Genomic DNA, 15,325 nt, shown 5'->3' with positions numbered 1-15,325 from the left:
TCTTCTTCAGCCATGCCCACATGCGAGCGCCGCACTGCGGGCGCCTCGGCCTTCGACAGCCACGCCTACGCGATGCGCGCGGGTCGGCCCCTAGAATGTCCGCATGACTGATGCCTGCGGAGCGACCCGGGTGATCCGGGCCAACACCTACCAGCGCGAACGCTGGAAGAACGGCCTTGGCTGGACCCGCGAAATCACGCGATCGCCAGGCCAGGGAGACTGGGACTGGCGCTTGTCGATCGCCGAGATCGACGACGACGCGCCATTTTCCCGATTCGAGGACGTCGACCGCGAACTCGTGCTGCTGGCCGGCAATGGGCTGTCGCTGCAATTCGATGACGGCGTCGAGCAGATCCTGCAACCGCCGCATGACCGTGCACGGTTTGCCGGTGAGCGCGGCGTCACCGGCAGGCTTGTCGACGGCCCCACCCAGGATTTCAACCTGATGTGGCGTCGCGACCGGATGGATGCCCGGCTATGGCATCGGCCTCTGGTGGGCCCGATGGTGATCTTCGTCGACCCGGGCCATGTCTGGGCGCTGTACCTGATGGGCGGACAGGGGCGTTTCGCCGACGCCTCCGCATTGGGCGACATCGGCACCGGCGATACCGCGCTGCTGGTGGGGGGCGATGCGCGCCAGCGTTTCGTGCTGGATGGTGGCGGTGAGGTGCTTGTGATCCAGCTGCAGCCCAAGGGCCACTAGCCGGCAGGCGTCAGTCGCGGTCATCCCGCGTCCACACCACATCCTGTTCGACGCGCGTGGGAAATTTCACCACTGGCGCGTAGGCCGGCGGATTGAGCGCGCGACCGTCGCGAACGTCGAAGCGCGATCCGTGCAGCACGCATTCGATGGTGGCCTCCTCGGCATCGAATGGACCAGCGGACAGTTCGAAATCCTCGTGGCTGCAGCGATCCTCCAGCGCATAGAAATCGCCGTCGTAATTGAAGACGACGATTGGCGTTTCGCCGTCCCAGACCACCCGCGACTCGCCCGGCAACATCTCGGCGGTGGCGCAAACACGTATCCAGTCGCTCACCAGCGCTTCTCCAGTATCGCGAACTGCAGGTCGTCGCGGCGAGGCTGTCCAACCCGCGCGTTGCCGTAGGGGAAGGGCTTGACCTCACCGGTCCGGCGATATCCGTGGCGCTGGTAAAACGCGATGAGCTCCTGCCGCACGTCGATCACGGTCATGCGCATGATTGGCAGCCCCCATTCCTCGTGCGCGACGCGCTCGGCTTCGGACATCACGGCCTTGCCGATTCCTGCTCCCTGCAGGTCGGGGCGCACGGAAAACAGTCCGAAATAGCCGGCGTCCCCGTCGTCGGCCACGTGCGCACAGGCCAGCAGCGCGCCATCGTGCTCGGCCAGCACGATCCGGCTTCGGGGTCGAAGGATGGTGGCAAGCACGTCTTCTTCGCTGGTGCGCGAGCCATCGACCAGGTCCGCCTCCGTCGTCCAGCCGCGACGACTGGAATCGCCGCGATACGCCGATTCCACCAGCGCGACCACGGCTGGCACGTCGGCCGGCGTTGCGGCGCGGAAAGTCAACTCCGCCATGTCGTCATTCCGTCCCTGTCCCGCAACACGATCGCGATATCGTTCGTCATGTCCGCCCCTGCCATCGACAAGGATTCTAGCCGAGCAGTCGCCGCACCTTGCGCAGGGCGACCATGAAGGCATCGATCTCCCCATGGGTGTTGTAGAAGGCGATTGACGCCCGGCACGTGGCCGGCACGCCATAGAAATCCATCAGCGGATGCGCGCAATGGTGGCCCGAACGAACGGCAACGCCTTCCAGGTCGAGCAGCGTTGCAAGGTCGTGCGCATGCGCGCCATCGACCAGGAAGCTGGTCACGGCCGCCTTGTCCGGTGCCGTGCCGATGATGCGCACGCCTGCCTCCGCGCGCATTGATTCGGTCAGGTGCGACAGCAGGTCCGCTTCGCGCGCGGCGATATGGTCCATCCCCAGTGCGTCGAGGTAGTCCACTGCCGCGCCCAGGCCGACATGGCCGGCGATGTTGGGCGTTCCGGCCTCGAATCGGTGCGGCGGGTCGTTGAAGGTGCTGCCTTCGAAACGCACCTGCCGGATCATTTCGCCGCCGCCAAGGAATGGCGGCATGGCGTCGAGGTGTTCCCGACGCCCCCACAATCCGCCGGTGCCGGTGGGTCCGCACATCTTGTGTCCGGTGAAGGCATAGAAATCGCAGCCGATCGCGGCAATGTCCACCGGCATGTGCGGCACCGCCTGCGAGCCATCGACCACGGTCACGATCCCGCGCCTGCGCGCCTCGCGACAGATGTCGCGGACCGGATTCACCGTGCCCAGGACATTGGACACATGGGTCAGGCCAAGCAGCTTGACCTGGGAGGTCATTGCCGCGCGCAAGCCATCCAGGTCGAGTACGCCTTCCGCCGTCACCTCGGCGACGCGGATGGACGCGCCGGTGCGCTCGGCCACCAGCTGCCAGGGGACGATGTTGGCGTGGTGCTCCATGCGCGTCAGCAGGATGACGTCACCCGGACGCAGGCGCGGCAGCGCCCAGGAATAAGCGACGAGGTTGATCGCGAAGGTGGTGCCGCTGGTGAGTACCAGGTCGTCGGCGCGCACGTTGAGGTGGCGTGCCAGCCGCGTGCGCGCGCCCTCGTAGGCCTCGGTGGCTTCGTTGCCGAGCGCATGCACAGCGCGACTGACATTGGCGTTGTGGCAACGATAGAAATCGTCGACGCACTGGATCACGCTTGCCGGTTTCTGCCCGGTGTTGGCCGAGTCCAGGTAGACCAGCGGCTTGCCGTGGACCTGGCGTGCCAGCAGCGGAAAGTCGCCACGGACCCGCGTCCAGTCGATGGTTTGCGGGCTTGCGGCGTTCATCCGATCTCCAGTGTCGCCAGCGCGCGCTCGAGCGATCGTGTCAGCACGTCCCTGACCGTCGGGTCGGACACGCCCTCGGTGATCTCGCGACAGAACGCGCCGGTGAGCAGGCGTCGTGCATCGGGCTCCGGCAAACCGCGCGAGCGCAGGTAGAACAGGGCGGTCGGATCGAGTCGACCGACGGTTGCGCCGTGCGCCGCCTTGACTTCGTCGGCGTGGATTTCCAGCGCGGGCTGCGTATCGATCTCGGCACCTTCGCCGAGCAGGATGTTCTTGTTGGCCAGGCGCGCATCGGCGCCATCCGCACCGGCATGGATGACGATGCCGCCGCGGAACACGGTGCGGCTGCGGCCCGCGCCCAGGCCACGCCAGACGAGGTCGCAGGACGTGTCGCGGCCGCGATGTTCGACACCGAGCCGCGTGTCGAGATGGCGCCTGCCGGTTCCCAGCAGGATCCCGTTGGCCGATGCCCGTGCGTCGTCGCCATCGAGGCTGATGCCGATGTCGTGGCGCGACAAGCCTGCTCCCAGCTCCATGTCGATGCGCTGGTAACGCGCGCTGGCGGCGAGCACGACCATCGTCTGCGCGATCACCGTGGCGCGGACGCATTCGTCCTGGACGCGCGCGTGCAGCAGTTCGGCGCCAGCGGCCAGGCGCACGTGCATCAAAGCGTTGGACAGGTTGGCGTGGTCGCCGCCGTGCAACTGGTGCTCGACGACGGCGACGCTCGCTCCTGCGCCCACATCGACCAGGTGCCTGGCGTGCGAGGCCACGTCCGCCGCTGCCGCGATGCCGACGAAGACCAGGTGCAGCGGTGTCGTCGTGCGGATACCTGCCGCCACCTGCAGAACGACGCCTTCATCGGCCAGTGCCGTGGCCAGCCGCTCGAATACGGCGGCCTCGCGCCGCGGGGCGCGCAAGTCCGTATCGATGGCATCGTCGTTGGCGGTCGGGCCGTCGGACAGCGGGCGCAACACGACGCCCGCCGGCAGCTCGGCACAGTCCGAGTGGCGCGCGTCGAAGCGCCCGTTGACGAAGACCAGCCGCGGCGCGGGGATGTCCGCAAGCAACGCAGCATCGAATTCGCTGGCCTCAGGTCCGGTGGCGACGAAGCTGCGCCGTTCGAGCGACCGCAGCGAGGTGTATTTCCATGCCTCGTTGCGCGCGCCGGGAAGACCGTCGCGCAACGCCGCGTCCAGGACGCTGCGCTGCGTGGCGTTACCGCGGAAGGAGGCAGCGAGCGAGTCGAGCAGTGCGCTCATCAGGCCGCCGCTTCGCTGGGGGCGATGCGGTCCTTGATCCAGGCATAGCCGTGTTGCTCGAGCTGCAGTGCCAGGTCGGGGCCGCCGCTTTCGACGATGCGGCCGTCCGCCAGTACATGCACGACATCCGGGCGGATGTAGTCGAGCAGGCGCTGGTAGTGCGTGATCAGCAGGAAGGCGCGATCGGGCGCACGCAGGGCGTTGACGCCATCGGCGACGTTCTTGAGCGCATCGATGTCCAGTCCCGAATCGGTCTCGTCCAGGATGGCGAGCTTGGGTTCGAGCACGGCGAGCTGGAAAATCTCGTTGCGCTTCTTCTCACCGCCGCTGAAGCCCTCGTTGACGGCGCGTTGCAGCAGCCGGTCATCCAGGTGCAGCACCGCCAGTTTCTCGCGCACGCGCTTCAGGAACTGCATCGAATCCAGTTCGGGCTCGCCGCGTGCCTTGCGCTGCGCGTTGAGCGCCGAGCGCAGGAAGTAGGTGTTGTTCACCCCGGGAATTTCGACCGGATACTGGAACGCGAGGAACACCCCGGCTGCGGCGCGCTGCTCGGGAGCCAGCGCCAGCAGGTCCGTGCCGGCGTAGGTGACCGACCCGGCGGTGACCTCGTAGCCGTCGCGGCCCGCCAGCACGTTGCCCAGCGTCGACTTGCCGGCGCCGTTGGGCCCCATGATCGCGTGCACTTCGCCCGCGCCCACCTGCAGCGACAGGCCCTTGAGGATTTCACGGCCGCCGACGCGGACGTGCAGATTGTCGATATTGAGCATCTTGGTTCCAGTTCGTTAGCCCCTGTCCCGCTTGCGGGACAGGGTTTGGGGGAGGACGCTTTGCACTGCCGGAGCGCCCTCATCCGCCTTCGGCACCTTCTCCCGCAACGCGGGAGAAGGGGTCAAGCAATACGTCAGCCAATCGCGCCTTCAAGGCTGACTTCGAGCAGTTTCTTGGCTTCGACGGCAAATTCCATCGGCAACTCGCGGAACACCTGCTTGCAGAAGCCGTCGACGATCAGCGAGACCGCGTCTTCCTCGGCGATGCCGCGCGACCGGCAATAGAACAGCTGGTCGTCGGAGATCTTCGACGTGGTCGCTTCATGCTCGACCGTCGCCGACGGATGCTTGACCTCGATGTACGGAAACGTATGCGCGCCACAGCGCTTGCCGATCAGCAGCGAGTCGCACTGGGTGTGGTTGCGCGCGCCCTCGGCGGTCTTTTCCACCTTGACCAGGCCGCGATAGGTGTTCTGGCCACGACCGGCGCTGATGCCCTTGCTGACGATCTTCGACTTGGTGCGTTTGCCGATGTGGATCATCTTGGTGCCGGTGTCCGCCTGCTGGCAGTGGTGGGTCAGCGCGACCGAATGGAACTCGCCGCTCGAGTCGTCGCCGAGCAGCACGCAGCTGGGGTACTTCCAGGTGATCGCCGAGCCGGTCTCGACCTGCGTCCAGGTCACCTTGCTGCGCGCACCGCGGCACTCGGCGCGCTTGGTGACGAAGTTGTAGATGCCGCCGCGGCCTTCCTCGTCGCCCGGATACCAGTTCTGCACCGTCGAATACTTGATCTCGGCATCGTCCAGCGCGACCAGCTCGACGACGGCGGCATGCAGCTGGTTCTCGTCGCGCATGGGCGCCGTGCAGCCCTCGAGGTAGGACACGTAGGCCTTCTCCTCGCAGATGATCAGCGTGCGCTCGAACTGCCCGGTGTGCCCGGCGTTGATGCGGAAGTACGTCGACAGTTCCATCGGGCAGCGCACGCCGCGCGGGATGAAGACGAAGCTGCCGTCCGAGAACACGGCCGAATTCAACGCGGCGAAATAATTGTCGCCGGTCGGCACCACGGTGCCCAGGTATCTGCGGACCAGGTCCGGATGCTCGCGGACGGCTTCGGACATCGAGCAGAAGATGACGCCTTTTTCCGCAAGCTCCTTGCGGAACGTGGTGCCGACCGACACCGAGTCGAACACCGCGTCGACGGCGACGCCCGCCAGCTTGGCGCGCTCATGCAGCGGCACGCCGAGTTTTTCGTAGGTGTCCAGCAGTTCCTGCGGGACATCCGCCAGCGTCGCGTACTTCGCCTTGGGCGCGCTGTAATAGCTCAGCGCCTGGAAATCGATGGGTCCCATCCGCAGCTTCGCCCAGTGCGGGACCGGCATCGTCAGCCAGTGCCGGTAGGCAGCCAGGCGCCAGTCGGTCATCCATTCGGGCTCGTCCTTCTTGGCGGACAGCGCGCGGATGGTGCTCTCGTCCAGGCCCGGGGGCAGGGAGTCCGACTCGATCTCGGTGACGAAGCCGGCGTCATAACGTCGGCCCAGCTGCTCGATGATGCCGGCGTTCTCGATGGAGGTTTCGGAAGTCATGTCTGTCCTCAGGCCATCGTGAGCAATGCCGGGATGCTCTTGCGAGGGTTGCCGGGCGGTGGGGCGAGCATCTGGGCGAGGGTGACGCCGCGCAGCGCATCGGCGACGACGTCGTTGATGCGTCGCCAGTTGGCGCGCACGCCACAGGACTGTTCGATGCCGCAGGAGCCGCCATGCAGGCTGCATTCGGTCATGCCGAGCGGACCCTCCATGGCTTCGACGACTGCGATCAGCGAGATGTCCTCGGCGGGTCGGGCCAGGCGATAACCGCCGTGGGTGCCCCTGAACGCGGCGACCAGTCCGGCCTGCGCCAGCGGTTTGAGCAGCTTGGCGACCGTGGGTGCCTCCAGCCCCGCCTGTTCGGCCAGTTCGGACGCGCTGAGCACGCGTCCCGGCTGGGCGGCCAGGACGGTCAGGACGACGGTGGCGTAGTCAGTGAGCTTGGTGACGCGCAACATGCGGATGGCCCGGAAAGCGTACCGAAATTGTACGGTTTCCAGGCCTCCGGGCCAAGCAGGTCAAACCAGATGGGTCAGTGTCCGGCTGGCGGGGCCGGCGGGAGCACCAGCTCCAGGTAGGGTGGCGACGGATCCTGACCGGGCGGCAGGAAAGCCGGCGCAGGCTGCCCGGCAGGGCCCAGCGAGTGGATGAACCGGTAGATGGCGCGCCGATCCTCCTCATGCATCGCACGGACGGCGAAGTCCGGCATCAAGGGCCTGGTGTGCAGGTTCGCGGTGTAGCTCATCCAGGTGGCCTCATCCATGTCCGCCACCTTGAGGCGCAGGTTGGCCGGATACGTCGTGCCCCACGGGCCTTTGTTGCCGAGCGGCGAGCCGGTGAGCCAGTGTTGCGTCGGCAACTGCCCGGCGCTGTCGTTCCATCCGGGCGTATGGCAATCGTTGCAGCCTCCCATGCGCACCATGTATTCGCCGCGCGCGAGCAGTTCGGTGTCGGTCATCGGCGCCGCTGCGCCGATTGCTTGCGCTGCGCGGGCAGCGTCGGGTCTGTCGACGGCATCCATGCAGCCAGCGATGGCGAACAGGACTGCGAAGGAGAGCAGGGTGGGTGCGGGATTCGGGCGCATGGCGTTCACGGCTGTCAATGGGAGGACGTGCCTTTTTACGCAATGTCGATGGCGAACCGGCCAAGGCATGGCCGGGAGAGCGACGACGCGCGACAATAGGCCTCGCACAACAGGAATCCGCGCATGCCCCGCAAGATCGCCGCCCGCAAATCCCAAATCCATGGCAATGGCGTGTTCGCGCTGGCGCCGATCGCCAAGGGCGAGCGCGTCATCGAATACAAGGGCAAGCGTCGCACCCACGCGGATGTCGATGCGGGCGATAGCGGCGATGCCGACAGCGGACACACGTTCCTGTTCACGCTCAACGACGAATACGTCATCGACGCCAATTTTTCCGGCAACAGCGCCCGCTGGATCAACCACAGCTGCAAGCCGAACTGCGAAGCGGTTCTCGATGAAAACGAGAACGATCCCAGGAAATCACGCGTCTTCATCGAGGCGATGCGCGCGATCAAGCCGGGTGAAGAGCTGACGTACGACTACGGCATCACCCTGGAGGAGCCGCACACCGCGCGCCTGAAGAAGATCTGGGCGTGCCGCTGCGGTGCGAAGAACTGCACCGGGACGATGCTCAAGCCCAAGCGCTGAGGATCGCCGGCCCGCGTGATGCAGTCGCGGGCCTTCGGGTTGCCATGACTTTCGCCAGTCGGTTGCTGGCGTCGACATGCGTACCGTACGCGTGCTGTTCACCGGGACGAGTCGATGCGGACGCTGTTTTGCCTTGTATTCCTCTGCGCGCTGGCCATGCCCGCGTGGGCAATCGATGTCGATGGCCATATCCAGCCCGAAGAATGGGCGGGCGCCGAGCATGTCACCGATTTTCGCGTGGTCGACCCGCTGACCGGCGCGCCCTCGCCGTATCCAACCCAGGCGTGGATCCTGGCGACGCCAGAGGGCCTCGCAATCGGATTCCGCAACACGCAACCTGCTTCGGTGCCGCGAACCTACCGCCGCACCCAGCGCGACGAAGATGCCCAGGTAGACCGCGTCAACCTGATGGTGGACTTCGATGGCGACGGCCGCACCGGATACAACTTCACGCTGACCATCACCGACGGCATCACCGATGCCACCATCACCAACGAGCACAATTTCAGCAAGGACTGGGACGGTAACTGGAAGCACGCCGTCAGCGAGGACGGCGACACGTGGTCGGCTGAAATGCTGATCCCCTGGTACATCGCGCCGATGCGCAAGGGCGTGGATGGCAAGCGCACGATGGGGATCTACCTGGATCGCGTGGTCGGGTCGACCGGCGAGCGCCTGGCCTGGCCCGCCGCGAGCTACACCCGGCCGCGCTTCCTGTCGGATTTCAGCAAGGTGACCGTGTCGCAATACAGCCAGTCGCTGCTGGCGATCACTCCGTTTGCGGTCGCGTCCTTCGACAACGTCGCCGGCACCGACCACAAGGATGCCGGCGCGGACATCGTCTGGAAACCCAACGGACAGACGCAACTGACCGCGACCATCAACCCGGATTTCGGCCAGGTCGAAAGCGACGACCTGGTGGTGAATTTCGGCGCCAACGAAACCTTCTACAGTGACAAGCGTCCGTTCTTCACCGAGAACCAGGGGCTGTTCGAGTTCACCACGCCCTCGGACTTCAGCCAGTTGCTGTACACGCGCCGCGTCGGGGGTCCCGCCGATGACGGCAGCGGCCCTGGCGATATCACCGCGGCCGTCAAGCTCAATGGCAGCCTGGGCGCTTACAAGTACGGTTTGTTCGTGGCCCAGGAAGCCGACGACATCGGTCGTTCGTTCAGCGCGATGCGGCTGGTGCGTGATTTCGACGAGCAGAATGTCGGCCTGATGGTCACGCATGTCGATCGTCCGTACCTGGGCCGCGCGGCCACAGTGTTCGGAATCGACCACAGCTGGCGGCCCACCGCGCGCATCAACGTGCAGACGCGCCTGATTGGCAGCGACATCGTGGAGCAGGGGCAGACGACGCGCGGCAGTGGCGCGACCGTTGTTGCCGATCTCGACATGGACCACGGCTGGCGCCAGCAGTGGCTGGCGATGCACTTCGGCGACAGCCTGCAGTTGAACGATTTTGGCTACCTGTCGCGCGCCAACCTCGACTACGCCCATTACCAGCTGACGCAGCGCATCACCGATTTGCCGGACAGCTCGGCGTATTCCTCCCATGAGTGGCGTTACCGCGTCAGCGGCACCAACAACGACCATGGCCTGGCGCTGCAGCGGCAGCTGCGCCTGAGCCGGCAAAGCACGCGCCGTGATGGCGGGAACGAATTCGCCCAGCTCAACGTCAATGCGCCTGGCCATGACGACCGCCTGTTGCGCGGCAATGGCATCGTGCGCATGGGATCGAACTTCAATGCGTATTACGAACGCTTCCGCCCACGCAAGGGCGACTGGGAGCTGTTCGGCAACGTGGCCGCCAACAACAGCGGATTCGGCGATCGCGGCATTGCGTTCAGCGCGATGTTCAAGCCGACATACTTCGTCAGCGACGCCTTCAATGTCTTCGCGTCGCTGTACGTGGAACATACGCCCCAGTGGTTGATCTGGCAGCACGACAACCTGCTGGGTAGCTTCGACGAACGCGCGTTGCAGTTCGATGCAGGCGCCAACTGGACCATCGGGTCGCGGCAGGAGCTCAGGGTGAAGCTGCAGGCCCTGGGCCTCGACGCCCGGACGCGACAGGCGTGGCGCACGCAGCCGGATGGAACGCCCGTTGCGACCGCGGATCCCATCGGCGACTTCAGCGTGCGCAACCTCGGTTTCCAGGTGCGCTACCGCTACGAACTGGCGCCGCTGTCCGACCTCTATGTCGTCTACGGCCGCGGCGGATACCTGCTCGATCCGTTCTCGCAGGATGCCCCCGCGCAACTCGGCGACAGCTTCTCGCTGCGCGACAGCGAACAACTGCTGGTCAAGTTGAGCTACCGATTCGAGTTGTGATGCCGGTTGCGTTTGCTGCAGTCCGTGCGCAAACGTCGCTCGTCGGCGCAGCGGTTCAGGGCTGCACGGGATGCAGTGCGGCCGACGCGATGCGCCACGCGCGCTGTTCCGCGGTCGCGCCGTCGACCACTGCGCGGCGCAGGGTGTAGGTGCCGCTGTAGCGCTGCGTGCCGCCATCGCGCGTCGTGGCCTGGATGGTCACCGGAACCTGGATGAAGCGCGACCCCGCCGCAGCCTCGATGTTGCCCGGCGCGCCGGTATCGATCGTCACGTGTGCGGTATTGGCGAAGCCATCGGCGAACTGCTGGAGCGTCTGTCCGCTGGAACGTCCGCCGTCGGACCACAGCGACCAGGCATGGGCGAAGTCCAGCGAATCGATTGACCGGTAGTACTCGCGAACCACCGCAATGGCCTCGGCGGCGGTCGGCTCCGCGGGCATGACGATGGCGTCTGGCGATTGCGCGCCTGCGGCATCGATGGGATCGGCCGGCATTCCGGCGACCAGGGCATCCGCCGGTGCAGCGGACGAAGCATCCCCTGCAGGCAATGACTGCGCGGCAGGCGGACCAACCTGTCCGGGACCAGGCTTGCTGGGCATTCCGGTTACCGAGCCGCCTGCGGCCGCCGGTTTTGGCAACGTGACATCCGATTCGTCCCCTGCTCCGGCATTGACGGTGGTGTCGTGCCTGCCGCAACCGGCCAGCAGCAGGAACACGCAACACGCGAGCGCTGTCGTCATACGCATCATGGCGTCACTGGTCCAGGTGCACGACCACGAGGCCGTTGTCGATGGTGGTCGCACCGATGCGGCGCGACTGCAGGCGTTGCAGCAACGAATCGTCGAACTGGTACACCGGCTCGTCGCGGGCATAGTCAGCCAACAGCAGGATCGCTGCCCACTCCATCCGTGTCGATCCCATCAGCTCACTCCCGTCATCGCAGGGGGCGCCAGCTGGGCATGTCGGCGATGACCGGCCGTGACGACCGCAGTCACAGCGTCTTGCGTCCCGGATCGAGCCATGCCAGCAGCAGCCCGAGCAGCAGCATCGCAATCGAGCTGAAGATCAGCTGCTTGTGCACGAGCGCCGCGGGTAATGGTTGCACCGCGTAATAGATCAGGTAGCCCGGGATCGTCGACATCACCGCGATGGCGGCGCCGAACCGGAGCCCCGGGGACAATGACGTCCCAGCTGCGCCGCGGACATGCGGGCCGCTGAAATGCATGTACAGCCAGGTCAGGCCAAAGCCGATCAGCAGGTGCGCCGCCAGCATGTACGGCAGGTATGCCTGCGCGTCGACCTGGGAACGCATCAGCCCGCTGGCGACAAGGGCGTTGTAGTCGGGCTGCAGCAGCAGGCCATGCACCAGGAAATCCAGGGCCATGGCAGCGATCGAGACGACGATGCCGCACACCCAGAAGCGCTTGCGCATGGCGGACTCCAATCCTGGCGGACGTGTGGATGGTTGGCGAGCGTGCCGATGCTAGCGCGGCAACCGGCGGGGCGGAAGCACCTTCACGTGGTGTCGCAAGGTCGGCGGCGTAGCGTCTGGAAGCTGTCCCATGGATATCCGTCATGAAAATGGCCGGCATGATCGCGACGCTGCTGCTCGCCAGCGCGGGCTCGCTGCAGGCGGCCGACCTGCGGCTGCACGCACTGCTCGATGGCGCCAGCGTGGTATCGGCGACCGATTCGCTTGGCACCGGCGAAGCAACCGCCACGCTGAGCGACGACGGCAAGGTGCGCCTCACCATGGTCTTCGGCGGCCTGTCGTCGAATGTCACCGGGGCAACGCTGCAGCTGGGCAGCAGCGCGGAGAATGGCGCCGCGGTGGCGCCACTGGACGTGCGCATGGAGCAGGCCGCGGGATCGGTCGTCGATGCGGAACTGACGCTGACCCCGCTTGCCGCCGGGAGCGTGCGTGCGGGCAACAGCTACCTGCTTGTCACCACGAGCAACTATCCGAAGGGCGAAATCCGCGGCCAGCTGGTGCCGCAACCCGTGCGGCTGGAGACGCAGGGCGGCGCGATCACGCCCTGATCGATGCGCTCGCGATCGATGCGGTGGCGAATCACCTCGCGCACCTGGAATTCCCAAAGAAAAAGGGCCGGTCGAAACCGGCCCCTCGTGCATCGGGACGACGCCGCTGCCTGCGCGGCGCCTGCGGCAATCAGGCCGCGGCGTCCTTCAGCTTCTTGAGCGGACGCACCTTCACCTTGACGGAAGCGGGCTTGGCGGCGAACCACTGCTCTTCCTTGGTGAACGGGTTGATGCCCTTGCGCTTGGGCTTGGCCGGCACGCTGACGGCGGTGATCTTGAGCAGGCCAGGCAGGGTGAACGAGCCGATGCCCTTCTTGTTGACCGAACCGTGCACGGCGCCTTCCAGCGAGCTCAGCACGGCGCGGACATCGCGCGGCGCCACGCCGCTGTTTTCGGAGATGTGCGCAACCAGGCCGGACTTGCCCAGCGCTTCCTTGATTGGCTTGGTTGCAGCTGGCTTCGCAGCGGCCGGCTTGGCGGCGGCCTTCGGAGCGGCTTTTTTAGTTGCGACTTTCTTCTTCGCCATATGTGTCCCGTGTACTCGATGATGGATGGGTTCGCCAGGAATTCCCCCTCGGCAGACGGAATGTAGGCGATGCGAATGCCGGCGCCAAGTCCCGGGAGGCGTTTTCAAGGGGTTTTTTTGCCGATCGGCCGCAACTGCCGCGCAAAGGCCGTCCGAAAACGCCATCGGCCGCTTCAATCCTCCTCGTGCCGGGGCTTGTAGGCGGCGACCAGTTTCTGTTGCACCTGCGTCGGTACGGGCTCGTAGTGGCTGAAATCCAGCGAATAGCGGCCGCGACCGGCCGTGACCGATTTCAGCTCGGCGGCATAGCCTTCCAGTTCCGAGAGCGGGACCTGCGCCTTGACCATGATCTCCCCACCGCGCACCGAGTCGGTGCCATTGATGCGCGCGCGTTTGGAGGCCAGGCCGCCGCTGATGTCACCCATGTGCTGCTCGGGCGCGGCGACCTCCAGGTTGACGATGGGCTCGAGTACCTGCGGGTTGGCATGGGCGATGGCATCGAGGAAGGCCTTCTTGCCCGCGGCGACGAAGGCGACTTCCTTGCTGTCGACCGCGTGGTACTTGCCGTCGTAGACCGTGACCCGGACGTCCTGCAGCGGATATCCGGCGACGGCGCCGCTGGCCAGCACCTGGCGCACGCCTTTCTCGACTGCCGGGATGAACTGCCCGGGGATCGTGCCGCCTTTCACCTCGTCGGCGAACTCGAAGCCCGAGCCGCGCTTGAGCGGTTCGATGCGCAGGAAGACTTCGCCGAACTGTCCCGCGCCTCCGGTCTGCTTCTTGTGCCGATGGTGTCCCTCGGCCTTGCCGCTGATCGTTTCGCGGTAGGCGATGCGCGGCGGCCGGGTGGTGACCTCGACGCCGTATTTTTCCCGCAGCCGGTCCAGCATCACCCGCAGGTGCAGGTCGGACAGGCCGCGCAGGACGGTTTCGTTGAGCTCGGTATTGTGCTCGACCGCGAAGGCGGGATCCTCCTCGGCCAGCTTGTGCAACGCCGAGGCGAGCTTCTGCTCCTGTCCCTTGCGTGCCGCCTGCACGGCGAGGCCGAACATCGGCTTGGGAAAGTCGAGCGGAGCCAGGTGGATGTGATCCTCGTCGTGGCTGTCGTGGAGGACGGCGTCGAAGTGCAACTCCTCGACCTTCGCCACCGCCGCGATGTCGCCCGGGACCGCCTGCGCGATCTCGATGTGCTCCTTGCCCTTGAGCTTGAACAGGTGCGCGACGCGGAAGGGTTTCTTCCCGTCATCGATGAACAGCTGCGTGTCCTTCTTCATCGTGCCCTGGTACACGCGGAAGATGCCGAGCTTGCCGACGAATGGATCGTTGACGATCTTGAAGACGTCGGCGATGACATGTGCGTCGGGATCGGGCCGCGATTGCAGCGGCGTCGCCGCATCGCCGCTGCCCTTGACGAACGGCGGTGGATTGCCTTCGCCCGGGTGCGGCAGCAATTTGCCCGCGATATCGAGCAGTTCGCGCACGCCGGCGCCGGTGCGCGCCGAGACGAAGCACACCGGCACCAGGTGGCCTTCGCGTAGGCACTGCTCGAATGCGTCGTGCAGTTCCTGCCCGCCCAGGCCGCCTTCGCCCAGGTCCAGGTAATGGTCCATCACGGTTTCGTTGACCTCCACGACCTGGTCGATGATCCTGCGGTGCCAGTCGGACACCGCGCCCAGGTCGCTGTCGCCCTGGTCGCTGCCAAAGCAGTCGATCACGCTCCTGCCGCGGTCGACCGGCAGGTTCAGTGGCAGCACTTCGGGGCCGAAAGTGTCGCGCAGTTCGTCGAGCAGTCGCGCCATGCCGGCGCCGTCGTGGTCGATCTTGTTGACGACGATGATCCGGCACAGGTTGCGTGACTTCGCGTAATCCATCATCCGCCGCGTGCCGTAGCCGATGCCGGTATCGGCGTCGACGACGATCGCCAGCGTTTCCACCGCGGCCAGGGCGGACAACGTCGGCCCACGGAAATCGGGATATCCCGGGGTGTCGATCAGGTTGACGTGCACGGCCTGTCCGCCGACGGCGTGGTCGATGCTGGCGATCGCCGCATCGATGGAGTGACCGCGCTCCTTTTCGATGGGGTCGAAGTCGGACACGGTGTTGCCGCGTTCGATCGTGCCTGCCGTAGTGATCGCGCCGCCGGCATGCAGCAGGGCTTCGAAGAGCAGGGTTTTGCCGGCGCCTGGATGACCCGCGAGGGCCACGTTGCGGATTTGCCCGGTGGTGTGCGACATGAGGCCGTTTCTCCCGTGTTGGAGTCGGGCAT

At 66.0% G+C, this 15,325-nt stretch carries 17 protein-coding genes; 4 read left to right on the top strand and 13 right to left on the bottom strand.

The window, feature by feature from the left end; translation table 11 throughout:
* Positions 1–103: 103 nt before the first annotated feature.
* The gene (locus GST15_RS01275) at positions 104–703 is read left to right on the top strand and encodes a HutD/Ves family protein (protein ID WP_159015445.1); all 600 of its coding nucleotides are present in this window, start codon (positions 104–106) and stop codon (positions 701–703) included.
* 10 nt (positions 704–713) lie between these two features.
* Here the strand turns inward: GST15_RS01275 and GST15_RS01270 are convergent, their stop codons facing one another.
* The 8 genes from GST15_RS01270 to GST15_RS01235 form a co-directional block, all read right to left on the bottom strand.
* Positions 714–1,037, bottom strand: coding sequence for a non-heme iron oxygenase ferredoxin subunit (locus GST15_RS01270; RefSeq protein WP_159015444.1), 324 nt, complete (start codon positions 1,035–1,037; stop codon positions 714–716).
* On the bottom strand, positions 1,034–1,558 hold the full coding sequence (locus tag GST15_RS01265; protein WP_159015443.1) for a GNAT family N-acetyltransferase: 525 nt from the start codon (positions 1,556–1,558) through the stop codon (positions 1,034–1,036). The genes GST15_RS01270 and GST15_RS01265 overlap by 4 nt, the downstream gene beginning before the upstream one ends.
* Before the next feature lie 76 nt (positions 1,559–1,634).
* Positions 1,635–2,870, bottom strand: a complete 1,236-nt coding sequence (locus GST15_RS01260) for a cysteine desulfurase (protein WP_159015442.1) — start codon at positions 2,868–2,870, stop codon at positions 1,635–1,637.
* Positions 2,867–4,132, bottom strand: coding sequence for a Fe-S cluster assembly protein SufD (gene sufD, locus GST15_RS01255; RefSeq protein WP_159015441.1), 1,266 nt, complete (start codon positions 4,130–4,132; stop codon positions 2,867–2,869). The genes GST15_RS01260 and sufD overlap by 4 nt, the downstream gene beginning before the upstream one ends.
* Positions 4,132–4,899: a Fe-S cluster assembly ATPase SufC gene (gene sufC, locus GST15_RS01250; protein WP_159015440.1), complete on the bottom strand. Its 768-nt coding sequence runs from the start codon at positions 4,897–4,899 to the stop codon at positions 4,132–4,134. Before sufC ends, sufD begins: the two co-directional genes overlap by 1 nt.
* Positions 4,900–5,033: 134 nt before the next feature.
* Positions 5,034–6,485 carry a Fe-S cluster assembly protein SufB gene (gene sufB, locus GST15_RS01245; protein ID WP_159015439.1) on the bottom strand — a complete coding sequence of 484 codons (1,452 nt, stop codon included), beginning with the start codon at positions 6,483–6,485 and terminating at the stop codon, positions 5,034–5,036.
* Between the two features lie 8 nt (positions 6,486–6,493).
* Complete coding sequence (locus GST15_RS01240) at positions 6,494–6,943, bottom strand: SUF system Fe-S cluster assembly regulator (RefSeq protein WP_159015438.1); 450 nt, start codon at positions 6,941–6,943, stop codon at positions 6,494–6,496.
* 74 nt (positions 6,944–7,017) lie between these two features.
* A complete protein-coding gene (locus tag GST15_RS01235; protein WP_425482182.1) occupies positions 7,018–7,569 on the bottom strand; it encodes a cytochrome C in 552 nt (183 codons plus the stop codon).
* 123 nt (positions 7,570–7,692) lie between these two features.
* On the opposite strand from GST15_RS01235, the gene GST15_RS01230 reads away from it, so the two are divergent.
* Both GST15_RS01230 and GST15_RS01225 read left to right on the top strand, forming a co-directional pair.
* On the top strand, positions 7,693–8,157 hold the full coding sequence (locus tag GST15_RS01230) for an SET domain-containing protein (protein ID WP_159015437.1): 465 nt from the start codon (positions 7,693–7,695) through the stop codon (positions 8,155–8,157).
* A gap of 114 nt (positions 8,158–8,271) precedes the next feature.
* Positions 8,272–10,494: a DUF5916 domain-containing protein gene (locus GST15_RS01225; RefSeq protein WP_159015436.1), complete on the top strand. Its 2,223-nt coding sequence runs from the start codon at positions 8,272–8,274 to the stop codon at positions 10,492–10,494.
* A 55-nt stretch (positions 10,495–10,549) separates the two neighbouring features.
* On the opposite strand, the gene GST15_RS01220 is transcribed toward GST15_RS01225, so the two are convergent.
* The 3 genes from GST15_RS01220 to GST15_RS01210 form a co-directional block, all read right to left on the bottom strand.
* The gene (locus GST15_RS01220) at positions 10,550–11,239 is read right to left on the bottom strand and encodes a hypothetical protein (RefSeq protein WP_159015435.1); all 690 of its coding nucleotides are present in this window, start codon (positions 11,237–11,239) and stop codon (positions 10,550–10,552) included.
* A gap of 7 nt (positions 11,240–11,246) precedes the next feature.
* Positions 11,247–11,414 (bottom strand): hypothetical protein, encoded by a 168-nt coding sequence (locus GST15_RS01215; protein ID WP_159015434.1) that lies wholly within the window; start codon positions 11,412–11,414, stop codon positions 11,247–11,249.
* Between the two features lie 70 nt (positions 11,415–11,484).
* On the bottom strand, positions 11,485–11,925 hold the full coding sequence (locus GST15_RS01210; protein ID WP_159015433.1) for a hypothetical protein: 441 nt from the start codon (positions 11,923–11,925) through the stop codon (positions 11,485–11,487).
* A 143-nt stretch (positions 11,926–12,068) separates the two neighbouring features.
* Between GST15_RS01210 and GST15_RS01205 the strand changes: the two genes are divergently transcribed.
* Positions 12,069–12,533, top strand: a complete 465-nt coding sequence (locus GST15_RS01205; protein WP_159015432.1) for a CHRD domain-containing protein — start codon at positions 12,069–12,071, stop codon at positions 12,531–12,533.
* Between the two features lie 130 nt (positions 12,534–12,663).
* Here the strand turns inward: GST15_RS01205 and GST15_RS01200 are convergent, their stop codons facing one another.
* Both GST15_RS01200 and fusA read right to left on the bottom strand, forming a co-directional pair.
* Positions 12,664–13,059 (bottom strand): HU family DNA-binding protein, encoded by a 396-nt coding sequence (locus GST15_RS01200; RefSeq protein ID WP_159015431.1) that lies wholly within the window; start codon positions 13,057–13,059, stop codon positions 12,664–12,666.
* Positions 13,060–13,232: 173 nt separating this feature from the next.
* Positions 13,233–15,293, bottom strand: coding sequence for an elongation factor G (gene fusA, locus GST15_RS01195; protein WP_159015430.1), 2,061 nt, complete (start codon positions 15,291–15,293; stop codon positions 13,233–13,235).
* Positions 15,294–15,325: the final 32 nt, after the last annotated feature.

Origin of the sequence: Cognatiluteimonas profundi (assembly GCF_009792795.1) — a bacterium.
GTDB classification, from domain to species: domain Bacteria; phylum Pseudomonadota; class Gammaproteobacteria; order Xanthomonadales; family Xanthomonadaceae; genus Cognatiluteimonas; species Cognatiluteimonas profundi.
The sequence above is the reverse complement of the archived record's forward strand: the minus strand, read 5'-3'. Positions and strand labels throughout refer to the sequence as shown.